This window comes from Polaribacter sp. 20A6 (genome assembly GCF_011378915.1).
Classification (GTDB): domain Bacteria; phylum Bacteroidota; class Bacteroidia; order Flavobacteriales; family Flavobacteriaceae; genus Polaribacter; species Polaribacter sejongensis.
On record NZ_WTPZ01000001.1, the window covers coordinates 803,160 to 820,986 of the forward strand.

The 17,827-nt window shown below is 30.4% G+C and carries 15 protein-coding genes; 10 read left to right on the forward strand and 5 right to left on the reverse strand.

Going from position 1 to position 17,827, the window contains the following annotated elements:
* Positions 1-13: 13 nt before the first annotated feature.
* From GQS57_RS03195 to GQS57_RS03205, 3 genes are all read right to left on the reverse strand, one after another.
* A complete protein-coding gene (locus GQS57_RS03195; RefSeq protein ID WP_165731125.1) occupies positions 14-1,210 on the reverse strand; it encodes an alanine dehydrogenase in 1,197 nt (398 codons plus the stop codon).
* Positions 1,211-1,217: 7 nt separating this feature from the next.
* Positions 1,218-1,625 carry a tRNA (adenosine(37)-N6)-threonylcarbamoyltransferase complex ATPase subunit type 1 TsaE gene (gene tsaE, locus GQS57_RS03200; protein WP_165731126.1) on the reverse strand — a complete coding sequence of 136 codons (408 nt, stop codon included), beginning with the start codon at positions 1,623-1,625 and terminating at the stop codon, positions 1,218-1,220.
* Positions 1,626-1,930: 305 nt separating this feature from the next.
* The gene (locus GQS57_RS03205) at positions 1,931-3,484 is read right to left on the reverse strand and encodes a bifunctional response regulator/alkaline phosphatase family protein (protein ID WP_165731127.1); all 1,554 of its coding nucleotides are present in this window, start codon (positions 3,482-3,484) and stop codon (positions 1,931-1,933) included.
* Positions 3,485-3,753: 269 nt separating this feature from the next.
* Here GQS57_RS03205 and GQS57_RS03210 point away from each other — a divergent pair, with 269 nt between their 5' ends.
* The 9 genes from GQS57_RS03210 (at position 3,754) to fabG (ending at position 14,880) form a co-directional block, all read left to right on the forward strand.
* A complete protein-coding gene (locus GQS57_RS03210; RefSeq protein ID WP_165731128.1) occupies positions 3,754-4,977 on the forward strand; it encodes an HD domain-containing protein in 1,224 nt (407 codons plus the stop codon).
* A 45-nt stretch (positions 4,978-5,022) separates the two neighbouring features.
* On the forward strand, positions 5,023-6,066 hold the full coding sequence (gene lpxD, locus GQS57_RS03215) for a UDP-3-O-(3-hydroxymyristoyl)glucosamine N-acyltransferase (RefSeq protein ID WP_165731129.1): 1,044 nt from the start codon (positions 5,023-5,025) through the stop codon (positions 6,064-6,066).
* Positions 6,059-7,450 (forward strand): bifunctional UDP-3-O-[3-hydroxymyristoyl] N-acetylglucosamine deacetylase/3-hydroxyacyl-ACP dehydratase, encoded by a 1,392-nt coding sequence (locus tag GQS57_RS03220; protein WP_165731130.1) that lies wholly within the window; start codon positions 6,059-6,061, stop codon positions 7,448-7,450. Before lpxD ends, GQS57_RS03220 begins: the two co-directional genes overlap by 8 nt.
* Positions 7,451-7,453: 3 nt before the next feature.
* Positions 7,454-8,239: an acyl-ACP--UDP-N-acetylglucosamine O-acyltransferase gene (gene lpxA, locus GQS57_RS03225; RefSeq protein WP_165731131.1), complete on the forward strand. Its 786-nt coding sequence runs from the start codon at positions 7,454-7,456 to the stop codon at positions 8,237-8,239.
* A gap of 93 nt (positions 8,240-8,332) precedes the next feature.
* The gene (gene efp, locus GQS57_RS03230; RefSeq protein WP_165731132.1) at positions 8,333-8,899 is read left to right on the forward strand and encodes an elongation factor P; all 567 of its coding nucleotides are present in this window, start codon (positions 8,333-8,335) and stop codon (positions 8,897-8,899) included.
* Between the two features lie 86 nt (positions 8,900-8,985).
* Positions 8,986-9,906: a UDP-3-O-(3-hydroxymyristoyl)glucosamine N-acyltransferase gene (locus GQS57_RS03235; RefSeq protein ID WP_165731133.1), complete on the forward strand. Its 921-nt coding sequence runs from the start codon at positions 8,986-8,988 to the stop codon at positions 9,904-9,906.
* 180 nt (positions 9,907-10,086) lie between these two features.
* Positions 10,087-10,959 carry a succinate--CoA ligase subunit alpha gene (sucD, locus tag GQS57_RS03240; protein ID WP_165731134.1) on the forward strand — a complete coding sequence of 291 codons (873 nt, stop codon included), beginning with the start codon at positions 10,087-10,089 and terminating at the stop codon, positions 10,957-10,959.
* Positions 10,960-11,066: 107 nt separating this feature from the next.
* Positions 11,067-14,036, forward strand: a complete 2,970-nt coding sequence (locus GQS57_RS03245; protein ID WP_165731135.1) for a pitrilysin family protein — start codon at positions 11,067-11,069, stop codon at positions 14,034-14,036.
* Positions 14,037-14,136: 100 nt separating this feature from the next.
* On the forward strand, positions 14,137-14,880 hold the full coding sequence (gene fabG / locus GQS57_RS03250; RefSeq protein WP_165731136.1) for a 3-oxoacyl-[acyl-carrier-protein] reductase: 744 nt from the start codon (positions 14,137-14,139) through the stop codon (positions 14,878-14,880).
* A gap of 364 nt (positions 14,881-15,244) precedes the next feature.
* Here fabG and hxpB read toward each other — a convergent pair whose 3' ends face one another.
* Positions 15,245-15,895, reverse strand: coding sequence for a hexitol phosphatase HxpB (gene hxpB, locus GQS57_RS03255; RefSeq protein WP_165731137.1), 651 nt, complete (start codon positions 15,893-15,895; stop codon positions 15,245-15,247).
* Positions 15,895-16,632, reverse strand: a complete 738-nt coding sequence (locus GQS57_RS03260) for an NUDIX domain-containing protein (protein WP_165731138.1) — start codon at positions 16,630-16,632, stop codon at positions 15,895-15,897. The genes hxpB and GQS57_RS03260 overlap by 1 nt, the downstream gene beginning before the upstream one ends.
* 303 nt (positions 16,633-16,935) lie before the next feature.
* Between GQS57_RS03260 and GQS57_RS03265 the strand changes: the two genes are divergently transcribed.
* A complete protein-coding gene (locus GQS57_RS03265) occupies positions 16,936-17,796 on the forward strand; it encodes a hypothetical protein (RefSeq protein ID WP_240915416.1) in 861 nt (286 codons plus the stop codon).
* Positions 17,797-17,827: the final 31 nt, after the last annotated feature.

Here is a 17,827-nt window from a genome sequence, read left to right on the forward strand (position 1 = left end):
TTGAGGGGGAAGGTTAAATAATTAATAAATTAATATCTCTAAACGGTAAATCAAACCAATCGGCAACTGTTTTATTGGTTAGAATTCCGTGATAAAAATACATTCCGTTTCGTAAACTTTTATCAAAACGAGCGGCATTTTCAAAACCGCCTTCTTCTGCAATATTTAATAAATAGGGGGTAAAAATATTACTAATAGATAATGAGGCTGTTCTTGCATAACGAGCAGGAATATTAGGTACGCAATAATGTACAACTCCATGTTTTATAAAAGTAGGTGTTTTATGTGTAGTAACATTAGAGGTTTCAAAACAACCACCTCTATCTATACTAACATCTATAATTACAGCTCCTTCTTTCATGGTTTCTACCATTTCTTCTGTAGCACAAATTGGCGATCTATTTTTTCCTCTAATAGCTCCAATTGCTACATCAGCACGCATTAATGCTTTTGCAACCGATTTTGGCTGAAGTGTAGAAGTATAAATTGGTGAGCTTAAAGAATCTTGTAGTTTACGCAATTTACTAATAGAATTATCAAAAACTTTTACTCTTGCACCTAAGCCAATAGCAGTTTTTGCTGCATATTCACCAACAGTTCCTGCTCCAAAAATAACCACGCTAGAAGGCGGAACACCACCAATATTACCTAATAAAAGTCCGTTTCCTTTGTTAATTCCACTCATTAATTCGGCTGCAATTAATACAGAAGCGGTACCAGCAATTTCGCTTAAAGATTTTACGATAGGATAAGTGTTGTGATCGTCTTTTATATAATCGAAGGCAACGGCAGTAATTCTTTTTTTAGACAAACACTCAAAGTATTTTTTATTTTGAGTTTTTAATTGTAGCGAAGAAATTAGAATTGTTTGCGGATTCATATATTCGATTTCACTTTCAGTGGGTGGAGCAACCTTTAAAACAATATTGCATTTAAAAGCTTCTTCTACATCGTAAGAAATTTTTGCGCCTGCTTCAGAATACTCTCTATCTGCATAATTTGCATTATCTCCGGCACCTGTTTCTATGACAACTCTATGTCCGTGAGCACATAAGGCAGAAACGGCATCTGGAGTTAAACAAACTCTTTTTTCACCTAAGTAGGTTTCTTTTGGCAAACCAATAAATAGTTCTCCTTTTTGCCTTTTAATTTCCAACATTTCTTCTTGCGGAAGCAATTCTTCTTTACTGAAAGGAGAAAATGAACTCATAGTTAGGTTATTTTAGTTGAATGTTTCGTTGTTCGTCATTTGAAATAGTCAAATAAATTTGAACAGCCTCTAAAGGTAGTAAATTTTCTATATTTTCTGGCCATTCTATTAAACACCAATCATTATTATCTAAATATTCTTCAATTCCCATGTCTAAAGCCTCTTCTTCGTCTGTAATTCTGTAAAAATCGAAATGGAAAACTTTTTCACTATTTGTAGTCTGATATTCATTAACTAAAGAAAAAGTAGGTGAGGAGATGTTGTCTAAAACACCTAATTGTTTGCAGATTTCTTTAATAAGAGTTGTTTTACCAACGCCCATTTGTCCGTAAAATAATAATGTTTTATTTTCTGCGGATAAAATAATCTCTGCTGCAACTTCAGATAAATCTTCTAAAGAGTAATTTTTTTTCATAAAGACAAAAATATAAAAAGTATTCAGTAATCAGTTATTGTTTACAGTCAATAATATTTAAACTTTATAAATGAAGTAGGAGAGACTATATTTGTATTACTCAATTTGTAAATTGAAAAAGTCAGACAAGTAGTTTAAATTTGTCAGACTTTTTTTATAATTAATAGAGTTAGCAAACAAGTTTAGCCCTGATTGAAAGGTTTGTTTGAGCTCTTTATTGCTTTTTTTGGCAATAAAAGCGAGTAGTGAAAGCAGGAAATAGCTTCTAATAATTGAAATTATATAACTTTTACTGCTGTTGTAAACTACTTTTGCTTCGGGCTATAAACGGCACATGGAATAATAACTTCCTCTAAAGAGATTCCTCCATGTTGATAGGTGTTTTTGTAGTATTTAACAAAGTGATTAAAGTTGTTTGGGTACGCAAAAAATAGGTCTTCTTTGGCAAAAATAAACGGACTATTCATGGCTACAGTTGGTAAGAAAATGTCTTTTGGGTTTCTTACTGCATAGACATCTTTATCCTCGTAAGAAAGACTTCTACCAGTTTTATAGCGTAAATTAGCACTAATATTTTTATCACCAATTACCTTTGTTGGGTTTTTACAATTGATAGTTCCGTGGTCTGTGGTAATAATTAATTTCTGACCTAATTGTTGTGCTTTTTGTATAATTTCGAACAATGGTGAGTTTTTAAACCAGCTTAACGTAAGACTTCTGTATGCCTTATCGTCTCCAGCCAATTCCTTTATAACCTCCATTTCAGTTTTAGAATGAGACAACATGTCTACAAAATTATACACCACAGCTGTTAAGTCGTTTTGTTTGGTTCCGTTATAGTTATCTGCTAATTCTTTACCGTTTTTTAAGGTGGTTATTTTATAATATTCGTGTGTAATATCTAAGCCTAAGCGTTTTATTTGTGCTGTTAGGAAATCGTTTTCAAACAGATTCATTCCGCCTTCATCAGTGTCATTTTTCCAGAAATTTGGATGACGTTTTTCCATTTCAGAAGGCATTAACCCAGAAAATATTGCATTTCTAGCGTACTGTGTTGCTGTTGGTAGAATAGAAAAATAAGAATGCTCTTGATCCTTTTTGTAATGGTTGTTTATTAAAGGTTCTAAAATTCTATATTGATCGTAACGTAAATTATCTATTACTACCCATAAAACTCCTTGGTCTTTACTCAATTCTGGTACCACATAGTTTTTAAAAAGTGTGTGAGAAAAAGTAGGTTTATCGTGTGCTGTTAGAAAATCTTCATAATTTTTTTTGATGAATTTAAAAAACTGACTATTGGCTTCTTGTTTTTGACTTTCTAAAATTCCTAACATTCCAGGGTCGCTAATATTCTCTAATTCTAGTTCCCAATGCACTAGTTTTTTGTAAAGATCTATCCATTCTTCATAAGAATTTACCATAGCTAAATCCATAGAAATTTTTCTGAATTCTTGTTGATAGTTAGAAGTGGTTTTTTCTGATATTAAACGAGAATGGTCTAAATTCTTTTTTAAACTTAATAAAATCTGACTAGGGTTTACAGGTTTTATTAAATAATCTGCAATTTTAGAACCAATTGCTTCTTCCATTATATATTCCTCTTCACTTTTTGTAATCATAACAACAGGCAAATTTGCGTGTATTTGTTTAATTTCTGCAAGTGTATCTAGTCCTGTTAATCCAGGCATATTTTCATCTAAAAAAACGATATCAAAATTTTGTTCACCTACTAAATCAATAGCATCTGCACCATTGGTAGAAGTAGTTACTTTGTAATTTTTACGTTCCAAAAAAAGAATGTGCGGTTTTAATAACTCTATTTCATCATCTACCCATAAAATTTGTATACTGCTCATATTTTTGTTTATCATTTTAACAATTAAGTATAAAAGTAATTAAAAGTTATACTTTTTAGGTTTTAAAAATGATAAAATATTGCCAATTTTGGGATATCTATTAATAAATGAATTCGTCATTTATTAATAGAAATAAGACTATTAATCTTATTTTATTAGCAAAGTTTCTTTTTTCTAAATATAATTGCTTTCAGAAAAAACTAAAACTTTAAATTTGCTAGTTCGCGGCATTAATTTGTAATTTGCCATAGATTGATAAAAAAACTCATTTGAAGAATAAAAAACATAACAAATTAAAGATTTTGAACGACCCTATATATGGGTTTATACAAATACCAAATACTTTAGTTTTTGATTTAATAGAACATCGTTATTTTCAGCGTTTAAGAAGAATTGCCCAAATGGGGTTTTCTAACTTGGTATATCCAGGAGCTAATCATACCCGTTTTCATCATGCAATTGGTTGTATGCATTTAATGCAAAAAGCGGTAAGAGTATTACGTTTTAAGCAAGTAGAAATTTCTGAAGAAGAAGAAAATGGTTTGTATATAGCAATTTTATTGCACGATATTGGTCATGGAGCTTTCTCGCATGCTTTAGAGCATAGTATTGTAAATGGCATTTCTCATGAAGAAATTTCATTAAAATTTATGAAAAAGTTAAATGATGAATTTAACGGAAAGTTAGATGTAGCCATCGAAATATTTGAAGGAAAATATCCTAGAAAGTTTTTGTGCAAGCTTATATCGAGTCAATTAGATATAGACCGATTAGATTATTTAAAACGTGACAGTTTTTACACAGGTGTTACAGAAGGTAATATTTCTTCGGATCGGTTAATTGCTATGATGAATGTAAAGGATGATGAATTGGTTATTGAAGGTAAAGGGATTTACTCTGTAGAAAACTTTTTAATTGCCAGACGTTTAATGTATTGGCAAGTATATTTACATAAAACAGGCTTAGTAGCAGAAAATATGCTGGTTAATGTTTTAAAAAGAGCAAAAGAATTGGCAGATAATGGAGTAGAATTATTTGCAAGTACTTCTTTACGTTATTTTCTATATAAAAAAATATCGCAAGACAATTTTACTGATGAAACTTTAGAAATGTTTTCTAAACTGGATGATTATGATGTAATGTCTGCCATAAAAGAATGGACAAATCATAGTGATAAAATTTTATCTTTATTATCTAAGATGATTGTTGATAGAAAATTGTTGCGTATAGAAATTCAACAAAAGGAGTTTGAAGTTGCAAAATTGAATAAAAAAATAAATAAAGTTTCAAAAAAATTGGAGCTTTCAGAAAACGAAGTAAAATATTTTGTTTTCACCAAAAAAATCGAAAATCAAGCATATCAGCAAGAAAAACCTATTTTTATTCTGAATAAAAAGGGAAAACTAAGAGATATCGCCAAAGCGTCAGATCAATTAAATCTACAAGCGCTTACAAATCCGGTAATAAAATACTTTATTTGTTATCCAAAATAGAATGAGATTAGCCAAATCACTATAAATTTTATATTTTTGCGCTTAATGAAATTTACAGCACAACAAATAGCAGATATTTTAGAAGGTGACATCGTTGGTAATTCTGATGTAGAAGTTTCTAAATTATCTAAAATAGAAGAAGGAGAAAAAGGTTCACTAACCTTTCTCTCTAACCTAAAATATAAATCTTTTTTATATTCTACAAATGCATCTGTAGTTATTGTTAACAGTACTTTTGTTCCGGAAAAAGAAGTGAATGTAACACTAATAAAAGTAGAAAGTGCTTATGAAGCTTTTTCTAAAATATTAGCATTTTACAATGAAGTTAAAAATAATAAAATGGGTAGAGAGAATCCTCATTTTATTTCTGATTCGGCAAAAATTGGTGTTAATGAGTATATTGGTGCCTTCTCTTATATTGGAGAAAATGTGGTTTTAGGAGAAAATGTAAAGGTTTATCCAAATGCTTATATTGGTGATAATTCAATTATTGGTGATAATTGCGTTATTTTTTCTGGAGTAAAAATTTATTCTGAAACAATTATAGGTAATAACTGCAAAATTCATTCTGGGTCTGTTATAGGTGGAGATGGATTTGGTTTTGCACCGGATAAAAACGGAGTATATACTGCAATACCTCAAATAGGTAATGTTATTATAAAGGACAATGTAGATATTGGCTCTGCTTGTACAATTGATAGAGCCACTATGGGATCTACAATTATACATGAAGGTGTAAAGTTAGACAATCAAATACAAGTAGCCCATAATGTAGAGATTGGAAAAAATACCGTAATTGCAGCTCAAACAGGTATTGCAGGTTCCACCAAAATAGGTGAAAATTGTATGATTGGGGGACAAGTAGGTTTTGCAGGTCATATAACAATTGGTAATAATGTAAAAATATTAGCCCAAGCAGGTATCTCTAAAAGTTTAAAAGATAATGAGATGGTAAATGGTTCACCTGCATTTAAAATACAAGATTTTAATAAAAGTTCGGTTTATTTTAGAAATTTACCTAAAATAGCATCGAAAATTAGCAATATAGAAAAAGAGTTGAAGTCTCAAAAACTGATAATAAATGAGTAAAAAGCAAAAGACAATTCAGAAAGAGGTAAGTTTATCTGGCGTAGGTATACACACTGGTAACACTGTAAATATGACTATAAAACCTGCACCTGTTAATCATGGTTTTGCTTTTAGCAGAATAGATTTAGAGGGAGCGCCAATTATTGAGGCAAAAGCAGAGTATGTTGTAAATACACAAAGAGGAACTAACCTAGAACGCAATGGAGTTCAAATTCAGACTTCAGAGCATGTTTTGGCTGCTGCTGTCGGTTTAGATATAGACAACCTTTTAATAGAATTAGATTCTTCAGAACCACCAATTATGGATGGTTCTTCTAAATATTTTGTAGAAGCATTAGAAAGTGCGGGTATACAAGAGCAAGATGCTGATATAGAAGAATATGTAGTAAAAGAAATTATTTCTTTTAAGGATGAAGTTACAGGTAGCGAAATTATTTTAATGCCATCAGATGAATACCAAGTGACAACTATGGTAGATTTTGGAACTAAAATATTAGGTACGCAAAACGCAAATCTAGAAAAGATTTCTGATTTTAAAACAGAAATTGCAGATGCTAGAACGTTTAGTTTTTTACATGAAATAGAAATGCTTTTAGAGCACGACCTTATTAAAGGTGGTGATTTAAACAATGCTATTGTGTATGTAGACAAAGAATTGTCTGCAGCAACCATGGAAAAATTAAAAACTGCATTTAAAAAAGATAATATCGCCGTTAAACCAAACGGTATTTTAGATAACCTTACTTTACATTGGGCTAATGAAGCTGCTAGACATAAGTTATTAGATGTAATTGGAGATTTAGCTTTAGTTGGTATTAGAATTAGAGGTAAAGTTATTGCTAATAAACCAGGACACTTAATTAATACTTCATTTGCAAAGAAATTAGCAAAAATTATTAAGCAAGAAAAAAGGAATAACGTTCCTCAATACGATTTGAATTTACCTCCTTTAATGGATATTCATCAGATTATGGATGTGCTACCTCATAGACCTCCATTTTTATTGATTGATAGAATTTTAGAGCTTTCTGATACACACGTTGTTGGTATGAAAAATGTAACTATGAACGAGAACTTTTTCGTAGGACATTTTCCAGGATCACCTGTAATGCCAGGAGTTTTACAAGTTGAAGCAATGGCACAATGTGGTGGAGTTTTAGTTTTACACACGGTTCCGGATCCAGAAAACTATCTAACTTACTTTATGAAGATGGATAAAGTAAAGTTTAAACAAAAAGTTTTACCTGGAGATACTTTAACATTTAAATGTGAGTTAATTACCCCAATAAGACGAGGTATTTGCCACATGCAAGCGTATGCTTATGCGAACGGAAAAATAGTTGCAGAAGCAGAATTAATGGCTCAAATTGCTAGAAAAAAATAAACTATGAATCAACCTTTAGCGTATGTACATCCGCAAGCAAAAATAGCGAGAAACGTAGTAATAGAACCTTTTACTACCATTCATAATAATGTAACCATTGGTTCTGGAACTTGGATTGGATCTAACGTAACTATTATGGAAGGTGCTAAGATTGGTGAAAATTGTAGGATTTTTCCAGGAGCAGTAATTTCAGCAATTCCACAAGATTTAAAGTTTAATGATGAGGAAACTACTGTAGAAATTGGTAACAATGTAACTATTAGAGAATGTGTTACTATAAACAGAGGTACTTCAGATAGAATGAAAACCAAAATTGGTGACAATTGTTTAATTATGGCGTATTGTCATATAGCACATGATACCTTTGTTGGTGATAATTGTATTTTTTCTAATAATACAACCTTAGCTGGTCATGTTACTATTGGAGACAATGTTGTTTTAGCAGGTATGGTTGCAGTGCATCAATTTGCATCTATAGGAAATCACTCTTTTGTAACAGGTGGTTCTTTGGTAAGAAAAGATGTTCCTCCGTTTGTAAAAGCTGCAAGAGAACCGCTTGCTTATGTAGGTATTAACTCTGTAGGATTAAGAAGAAGAGGCTTTTCAACAGAAAAGATAAGAGAAATTCAGGATATTTATAGAATACTTTTTCAAAGAAATTATAACAATTCACAAGCAATTGATATTATAGAAGCAGAAATGGAAGCAACTCCAGAACGCGATGAGATAATTCAATTTATAAAAGAATCTCATAGAGGAATTATGAAAGGTTACTCTAAAGCGAACTAACTTTTTATAGTAAAGTATCGTTTATAAAGCTTAAAAATAAAATTAACAACTATTGCTTATAGTAAATAACTAAAGGCAAACATCCAATAAAATATGGCAACAACATCAGATATTAGAAACGGATTGTGTATTAGATACAACAACGATATATATAAAATTATAGAATTTTTACATGTTAAACCTGGTAAAGGACCTGCATTTGTAAGAACAAAATTAAAAAGTGTTAGTAACGGTAAAGTAGTTGATAATACTTTTCCTGCAGGTAGAAAAATTGAAGATGTACGTGTAGAAACTCATAAATTTCAGTTTTTATATCATGATGGTGAATTTTATCACTTTATGAATGAAGCAGATTATACTCAAATTCGTTTGTTAGAAGCGGCTTTAGACAATCCAGGATTAATGAAAGAAGGAGAAATTGTTACTATTATCATCAACTCAGAAGATAATATGCCACTTTCTGTAGATTTACCAGCAAGTGTAATTTTAGAAGTTACCCATGCAGAACCTGGTGTTAAAGGAAACACAGCTACAAATGCAACAAAACCTGCTACAGTAGAAACAGGAGCATCTGTAAATGTACCTTTATTTATAAATGAAGGAGATAAAATTAAGGTAGAAACTACAAAAGGAACGTATCAAGAACGTATTAAAGAGTAAGAATTAGTGGGCAGTATTCAGTAGCAGTTTGCAGTGCTTACTTAATACTGAAACTGTGACTGATTACTTCGACTGAAAATTGAAACATGAAATTCCAAAAACCACAAACTCTTCAGCAAATAGCAACACTAATAGATACTACATTTATTGGTGATGAAAATTTCGAGATTTTAGGAATCAACGAAATTCATGTTGTAGAAAAAGGAGATATTGTTTTTGTAGATCATCCTAAGTACTATGACAAGGCGTTAAATTCTGCTGCAACCACAATATTAATCAACAAAAAAGTTGATTGCCCGGTTGGCAAGGCATTATTAATTTCTGAGGATCCTTTTCGTGATTTTAATAAAATCACAAAACATTTTAATCCTTTTATAGCAGCGAAAGTAAGTATTGCTGAAACCGCTATTATTGGAGAAAATACAGTAATTCAACCCAATGTTTTTATTGGAAACAATGTTTCTATTGGTAAAAATTGTGTAATTCATCCTAATGTAACTATTTACGATAATTCAGTTATTGGTAATAATGTTACTATACATGCGAATACAGTTTTAGGAGCGGATGCATTTTATTATAAAAACAGACCAGAAGGATTTGATAAATTGATTTCTGGAGGTAGAGTCGTTTTAGAAGATTATGTAGATTTAGGTGCATCTTGTACTATAGATAAAGGTGTTACAGGAGATACAACTATTGGAAAAGGTACAAAAATTGACAATCAAGTTCATGTAGGTCATGATACTAAGATTGGAAAAAAATGTTTAATAGCATCACAAACAGGTATTGCTGGCTGTGTAATTATTGAAGATGAAGTAACAATTTGGGGACAAGTTGGTACAAATAGCGGAATTACCATAGGTAAAGGCGCTATAATTCTTGGTCAAACAGGAGTTACAAAATCTGTTGCGGGAGGAAAAAGTTATTTCGGTACTCCAGTTTCAGAATCAAGAGAAAAATTAAAAGAAATGGCAGAAATAAAACGTTTTTTAAAAGATAGAAAGTAATCTTAATTGTTTTTTTTCGAGAATTAAAACTCATAAAAACATTAAGACTATCTTGTTCTAAAAAGTAAAGGAGCTTAAAACATACAATTATTACTTTTTTATTGATAATAATTTGTTTGAATCCTTTTTTAGAAACTATCAATAAACTATTTTTGTGTAACAAAATAAAATATCAAACCAATGAGTGTTTTAGTAAATAAGAATTCAAAAATTATTGTTCAAGGTTTTACAGGTAGTGAAGGTACTTTTCATGCTGGTCAAATGATTGATTATGGAACGAATGTAGTTGGAGGGGTAACTCCAGGAAAAGGAGGTCAAGAGCATTTAGGAAAACCAGTTTTTAATACAGTAAAAGAATCTGTAGATGAAGTAGGAGCTGATACTTCTATTATTTTTGTACCACCAGCATTTGCTGCTGATGCAATTATGGAAGCTGCAGACGCAGGAATTAAAGTAATTATTTGTATTACAGAAGGGATTCCTACTGCAGATATGGTAAAAGTAAAAGCTTATATTGATGGTAGAGACTGTAGATTAATTGGTCCTAACTGTCCAGGTGTAATTACGCCAGACGAAGCTAAAGTTGGTATTATGCCAGGTTTTATCTTTAAAAAAGGTAAAGTAGGTATTGTTTCTAAATCAGGAACTTTAACCTATGAAGCAGCAGACCAAGTTGTAAAACAAGGATACGGAATTACAACTGCAATTGGTATTGGTGGAGATCCAATTATTGGAACTACAACAAAAGAAGCTGTTGAGTTGTTAATGAATGACCCAGAAACAGAAGCAATTGTAATGATTGGTGAAATTGGTGGTAATTTAGAAGCAGAAGCTGCACAATGGATTAAAGCTGATGGAAACAGAAAGCCAGTTGTTGGTTTTATAGCAGGTCAAACTGCACCAGCAGGAAGAACAATGGGGCACGCAGGTGCAATTGTTGGTGGAGCTGATGATACAGCACAAGCAAAAATGAAAATTTTAGCAGAAAATGGAATTCATGTTGTGAGTTCTCCAGCTAAAATTGGTGAAATGATTGCAAAAGTCTTAAAATAATTAGATTTCTATTGAAAAACTGATAAAGTTTTCTAATAAAATAGCATAAAAACTCCGATGAATTTGTAAATTCATCGGAGTTTTTTATTTCAACCAAAATTAAAATTATGAAAGAGCTTAAAATGTTATGTATTAGCTTTTTGTTAGTTACAGCTGTAAGTTGTAATACTAACACTAAGAAAGAAAAGAATTATCAGGTAACTTCACAAAAAGATACCAATGGGTTATCTTATGAAATTGTAGAAAATGACCCAACAGGTTTACGTTTGTACACTTTAGAAAACGGATTAAAAGTCTATTTAAGTCAGAATTCTGATGAACCCAAAATTCAAACTTATATTGCTGTTAGAGCAGGTTCTAATTATGATCCAAAAGAATCTACAGGTTTGGCACATTATTTAGAGCACATGGTGTTTAAAGGAACTCATAAAATAGGTACTGCAGATTGGGATAAAGAAAAAGAATATTTAGAGAAAATTTCTGATTTGTATGAACAACACAGAATCGAAAAAGATGAAGACAAGAAATTAGCGTTGTATAAAGAAATTGATAAAGTTTCTTTAGAAGCTTCTAATTATTCTGTAGCTAATGAGTATGATAAAATGACAGCGTCATTAGGAGCAACAGGTACCAATGCTTATACCTGGTTTGAGCAAACAGTATATACCAATAAAATTCCTGCGAACGAACTAGATAAATGGGTAGATTTAGAAGCAGAACGTTTTAGTACGCTAGTTTTACGTTTATTTCATACGGAATTAGAAGCTGTTTTTGAGGAGTTTAATAGAGGACAAGACAACGATTTTAGAAAACGTTACGCTGCTATGTTAGATGGTTTATTTCCAAATCATCCTTATGGACAACAGACAACTATTGGTACAGCAGATCATTTAAAAAATCCTTCTATGGTAGACATTCATAATTACTTTAACAAGTATTATGTTCCGAATAATATGGCGGTTATTTTAGTAGGTGATTTTGAGTTTGAGCCAACTATTAAAAAGGTAAATGAGAGCTTCGGTAAATTTGAAAGGAAAGAATTACAACATCCAACATTGGCAAAAGAAGCTAAAATTACAGCGCCAATAGTTAATGAGGTTTTTGGACCAACATCAGAATCTATTTCTATTGCCTACAGATCTGAAGGAATTAATAGTGAAGAAGAAAAATTGGTAACGCTTTGTGATATGATTATGGCAAACGGAAATGCCGGTATTATCGATTTAAATTTAAATCAGAAACAATTGGTACAAAGAGCAAGTTGTTCTCCAACTTTTTTAAATGATTATGGTTATCATTCTTTTACAGGAACACCTAAAACAGGACAAACTTTAGATGAAGTTAAAGAGTTATTATTAGATCAGATAGAAAAATTAAAAAACGGTGAGTTTGAAGATTGGATGATTGAAGCAGTTGTAAATGACTTAAAATTGAGTCAAACTAGACAATATGAAGACAATTCAGCTTTAGCTGATACTTATGTAAATGCTTTTATATATCAACAAGATTGGTCTAAAAGAGTTCAGTTTTTAGATGATTTAAAGAAAATATCAAAAGAAGAATTAGTAGCTTTTGCTAAGAATTTTTACCAAGAAAATTATGTAGTTACTTATAAAAGAAAAGGAGAGGATAAGAATATTGTAAAAGTTGCCAATCCTGGTATTACTCCAGTTCATTTAAATAGAGATAAAAGTTCTGAGTTTATTACAGCTTTTAATAAAGTTGATTCTAAACCTTTACAACCTAAGTTTGTAGATTATAAAACGGCAATTAAAGAGTCTGAAACAGCAAACGGAATTAAAGTTTCTTATGTTTTAAATGAAAAAAATGATTTGTTTGATATGAATATCATTTTTGATATGGGAAGTGATAATGATAAGAAATTGTCTTTGGCAGCAGGTTATTTGGAATACATTGGTACAGATAAATACACCAACGAAGCACTTAAAAAAGAATTTTACAAATTAGGAATTTCTTATTACGTAAGTACTGCAAATGATAAAACCTATGTTGGTTTAAATGGATTAAAAGAAAATTTACCACAAGGTTTAGAGTTATTAGAACATCTTTGGGATAACGCTAAAGCGGATAAAGAAGCGTATGATAAATATGTAGAAAAAATTTACAAAGGACGTCAGGACGGAAAAACGCAAAAAGGAAATATTCTTTGGAATGGTTTGATGAATTATGGTAAATATGGTGAAGATTCTCCGTTAAGAGATATCATGCAAATTGATGAGTTAAAAGCAATCAATCCAGAAGAGTTAGTTACCTTAATTAAGGATATGAAAAATTATAAACAACGAATTTTTTACTACGGAAAAGATGTTGATGCTGCCGTAGCTTCATTAAATACACATCATAAAATATTTGGAGATTTAAAAGAATATCCTGTTGCAAAAGAGTATAAAGAAACAGAGACGGGGAATAATGTGTTCTTTACAGATTATGATATGGTGCAAACAGAATTAATGTTTTTAGCAAAAGGTGATGCTTTTAATCCAGAAAATATAGCAGCTTCAACATTGTTCAATACCTATTTCGGAAGCGGTTTATCATCGATTGTATTTCAAGAGATAAGAGAGTCTAAATCTTTAGCTTATTCTGCTTTTGCTTCATACAGCAACGCTTCTAAAAAAGATTCTCCAAATTATGTAATGGCTTATGTGGGGACACAAGCTAATAAATTGGAGCAAGCGGTAGATGCTATGATGGAATTAATGAATGATATGCCAGAAGCCGAAAAACAATTTGAAGCAGCAAAAGAAGCTACTTTAAAACAATTGGCAGCGCAAAGAATTACAAAATCTAATATCTTTTGGTCTTATGAAAGGTTACAAAAATTAGGAATTGACAATGATAATAGAGAAGCAATGTACAATACCATTAAAGAGATGACCATGGAAGATTTAAAGGATTTCTTTAATAATAATATTAAAGGAGAGTCTTATAATGTAATGGTTATTGGTAATAAAAAGGATTTAGATGTAGAATCTTTACAGAAACTAGGAAAAATAAAAGAGCTAGAAATAGATTATTTATTTAACTATGTAGATGAACAGGAAGTAAAATTATAAGATTTTCAATATTCTTTTTAACTTATAAACTCGTAAACTAAATTAGTTTACGAGTTTTTTAATTTTAGTATCTTTGCTTTTTTAAAAATAAAGACTTAATATGAAATTATTAGAAAATAAATCTGCTATCATTACTGGTGCAACAAGAGGTATTGGACGTGGAATTGCTATTGAATTTGCAAAGCAAGGAGCAAATGTTGCTTTTACCTATAGTTCATCTGTAGATGCAGCAAATGCTTTAGAAGAAGAATTAAAAGCTTTTGGAGTTTCTGCAAAAGGATACCAATCTAATGCTGCAGATTTTGATGCTGCTCAAGAATTAGCAAAAGAGGTTTTAAAAGAATTTGGAGCTATAGATATTTTAGTAAATAACGCAGGTATTACAAAAGATAACTTGTTAATGCGTATTTCTGAAGACGATTTTGATAAAGTAATTGAAGTAAATTTAAAATCTGTTTTTAATTTAACCAAAGCTGTTATTCGTCCGATGATGAAACAAAGAGCAGGTTCTATTATTAATATGAGCTCTGTAGTCGGTATTAAAGGAAACGCTGGTCAAACTAATTATGCTGCTTCAAAAGCTGGTATTGTTGGTTTTTCTAAATCAGTTGCTTTAGAGTTAGGATCTAGAAATATTAGAAGTAACGTAGTTGCTCCTGGTTTTATAGAAACAGAAATGACAGAAAAATTAGATGAAGCTACAGTGCAAAGTTGGAGAGATGGAATTCCTTTAAAAAGAGGAGGACAGCCAATAGATATTGCAAATGCATGTGTATTTTTAGCTTCTGATATGAGTGCTTATATTACAGGACAAACTTTATCTGTAGATGGAGGAATGAACTAAAATAAACACTTTATAAATTATAAAAAAGCTTCAATACTATATTGAAGCTTTTTTTATGCTCTGATTTTAGGTAACTCTATTTGGGGAATTGAAACTATTTTTATGGTGTTCGTATGTTTTTATATTAAAATATTCTCTGTTGGGTTTAATAGTCACTAATTAATACCAATTTAATTTTATGATATCGCTAAAAGAATTAAAAATCTAAATGTCTTCCTGAGCTTGTCGAAGGATATTCAGTAGCCAAACTAAAGTCTTCAACAAAGCTTATGCTAAGCAAAGGGCAAAGTGTTCAGGCAGATATGTCTTTTTTATATATAAACAGTCAAAAACTTAAAGCGACTTTAAATATTTATCATGTCTGCTATGTAAGGGGTTTTAAATAATTAACAACATCTAGCATTGAAGTAAAAATGCTATTGGCCAATGTAAACCTCGGATCATTTTTGTCTTCAGGAATTACAATAGTATTTATACTAGCAGCCTTTGCAGCAATTAAACCTGTAACACTATCTTCTAAAACCAGGCAATTTCCAGTAGGAACTTTTAATAATTTTGCAGCTTTCAAATAAATAGCCGGATGTGGTTTTCCGTACTCTTCATCGTCTGCACTACAAACTACCTTAAAATAATGAGCAATATTCAGTTTGTTAAAAACCGCGTCAATGATAGGTTTGCTAGACGATGTTGCTAAGGCAATATTAAAATTATTTTTCGTTAAAAAATCTAACAACTCAAATAAGCCTTTTTTTGCTTTTCCTTTTTCAGTAATTAATTGAACTACAGCTGTAATAATTTCTTTTTCTAAACTTTTAGGATTTATAGATAATTGGTGTAATTGACACCAAGTGAGTGCAACATCATCTATCCTTTTACCCATGGTATTTTTAATACAATCTTCTACAGTAACAGTTACATTGTAAGTAGATAAAATTTTTATTTGTGCTTGTCGCCAAAAAGGTTCAGAGTCTATGATAACTCCATCCATGTCAAAAATAAAAGTGTTTAATATCATTAAATATTGATTAAGTAATTTTTTTGAAACATTTTATTGTAAATGTCTTTGCTAAACATATACAACTGTGCTGGTTTTTTAGAAACGCCAACTTGTTTTTCGTCTAAAGGAACCAAGTATTTTTTATTGATTAATTTTCTTCTAAAATTCCGATTATCTATTTCTATTGCTAGTATAGATTGATATAAATCTTGTACGTCATTTATGGTAAATTTATCTGGCAATAACTCAAATATAATTGGCTCTTGCAAGCATTTGGTTTTTAAATCTTCATATGCTTCCAAAATAATTTGTTTATGATCAAAACCTAATTCAGGTAAGTCATTAATCGAAAACCATTGTGCTTTATATTTATTATTTTCGATAGCAACATCTTCTGTTTTTAGTAAAAAATAATAAGCAATTGTAATGGTTCGTAAGTTGAATTCCTCATTTTGAATCCATAATAAGTCTTTTTCATTTGTCAATCTATCTGGATCACCAAAAGCTCTAAATTGTTTTTTATATAAATTGGTAAGTCCAGTTAATTCTTTTAAGACTCTAGAAGCAGAGTCGTCTAAAGTTTCATCTTCATAAACATGATACCCTGTTAATACATAATCATCAACAAGTACTTTATTATCAGACTTAGATTCTAAATATCGTTTTATTAATAAAACATTTAAAGATTTGGTATCTGTATCATATCCAAAAACGACACAATCTACCGATATATTTGATATTTTCTTGTTGTTCATAATCTTATTTATAATGTAAAGTTACTCTTTTTTTTTAATTATTTTAAATAAACGTATTTATTACGTATATAATTATTTAAAATATTGAAAATGATTTATAACTTCTTGATATAGCGGTTTTACTGATAAAATCAATACTTATGATATTAATTTAACATAGATTAAGGAGAATATAGAATATTTTTTTTACTTTTTTTTTGTTTTAGTAAAAGTTTTTTATTTACATTTGCTTATCAAACGTCATTTTGACGTTTTATTTTAGAAGTATGATATTAAGATTTAGAACTATTTAAGATATAAGTAATGAGACAATTATCGAAAGAAATGAAACCAGTAAGTTATTATATTAAAAATGGAAGCTTATCTGTTTTACTTCTAAATATTATTTTATTGATTTCTGCACAAAACACAAATGCTCAGAAAGATATAACTAATGAAGATTATAATGCTTTTAGTGTTGAAGCACATGTTAAGAATATGCATTTATGGCATGGGGGTGTTGTTCATTCTGGTGCAATGATTGCTACGAGTTTAGAATACAATTCAAAAAACAAGAAATTTACGTTTGGTCTTTGGGGAGGCGCAAGTTTTTCTTCGATAGATGTAAATAATACTACAACAGGGGAAACTGAAAGTGCTTTTTATAAAGAAGTCTCAATCTATACCAAATATCGTTTTTCTGATCGTTTTTTTATAGAAGCAGTTTCTCATAACAATTATACAGGTGTAGAAGAAAGAGGAGATGAATTAAAATTTTGGAGTTATGATAAAACCCAAGGCTACAATTTTGTAGATGTTAGTTTTGGATATAATGTTACACCTAATACTTTATTATATTTAGCAACCATAATTAATGGTGGTTCTGGAGATTATGAAGTTCAAGCAGATGGTAGCTTAAAGAATTCTTGGACACATTATTTTGAAGTGAATAGTAAGGTTTGGGAAAAAGGTGATGCTAACTTATCTTTATTTGCAGGTGGTGCTTGGTCTTTTACCACAGATAAAACATTTTATACCGAAAGTGCTGCTAATATTATAAATGTAGGAGCAACACTTAACAAAGATATTAAAATAGGTAACTATAATTTACCAATTGGAGTTACTGCAATGTGGAATCCAGAACAAGAAAAAACAGTACTTCAATTAGATCTAACTTTATTTTAAGGCATATATAATTATTAAATATTTACCACAG

Excerpts from the sequence above, each read along its gene's own strand:
- GQS57_RS03195 (WP_165731125.1), bottom strand. The coding sequence starts at position 1,210 with ATGAGTTCATTTTCTCCTTTCAGTAAAGAAGAATTGCTTCCGCAAGAA.
- tsaE (WP_165731126.1), bottom strand. The coding sequence starts at position 1,625 with ATGAAAAAAAATTACTCTTTAGAAGATTTATCTGAAGTTGCAGCAGAG.
- GQS57_RS03205 (WP_165731127.1), bottom strand. The coding sequence starts at position 3,484 with ATGAGCAGTATACAAATTTTATGGGTAGATGATGAAATAGAGTTATTA.
- lpxD (WP_165731129.1), top strand. The coding sequence starts at position 5,023 with ATGAAATTTACAGCACAACAAATAGCAGATATTTTAGAAGGTGACATC.
- GQS57_RS03220 (WP_165731130.1), top strand. The coding sequence starts at position 6,059 with ATGAGTAAAAAGCAAAAGACAATTCAGAAAGAGGTAAGTTTATCTGGC.
- lpxA (WP_165731131.1), top strand. The coding sequence starts at position 7,454 with ATGAATCAACCTTTAGCGTATGTACATCCGCAAGCAAAAATAGCGAGA.
- efp (WP_165731132.1), top strand. The coding sequence starts at position 8,333 with ATGGCAACAACATCAGATATTAGAAACGGATTGTGTATTAGATACAAC.
- GQS57_RS03235 (WP_165731133.1), top strand. The coding sequence starts at position 8,986 with ATGAAATTCCAAAAACCACAAACTCTTCAGCAAATAGCAACACTAATA.
- sucD (WP_165731134.1), top strand. The coding sequence starts at position 10,087 with ATGAGTGTTTTAGTAAATAAGAATTCAAAAATTATTGTTCAAGGTTTT.
- GQS57_RS03245 (WP_165731135.1), top strand. The coding sequence starts at position 11,067 with ATGAAAGAGCTTAAAATGTTATGTATTAGCTTTTTGTTAGTTACAGCT.
- fabG (WP_165731136.1), top strand. The coding sequence starts at position 14,137 with ATGAAATTATTAGAAAATAAATCTGCTATCATTACTGGTGCAACAAGA.
- hxpB (WP_165731137.1), bottom strand. The coding sequence starts at position 15,895 with ATGATATTAAACACTTTTATTTTTGACATGGATGGAGTTATCATAGAC.
- GQS57_RS03260 (WP_165731138.1), bottom strand. The coding sequence starts at position 16,632 with ATGAACAACAAGAAAATATCAAATATATCGGTAGATTGTGTCGTTTTT.
- GQS57_RS03265 (WP_240915416.1), top strand. The coding sequence starts at position 16,936 with ATGAGACAATTATCGAAAGAAATGAAACCAGTAAGTTATTATATTAAA.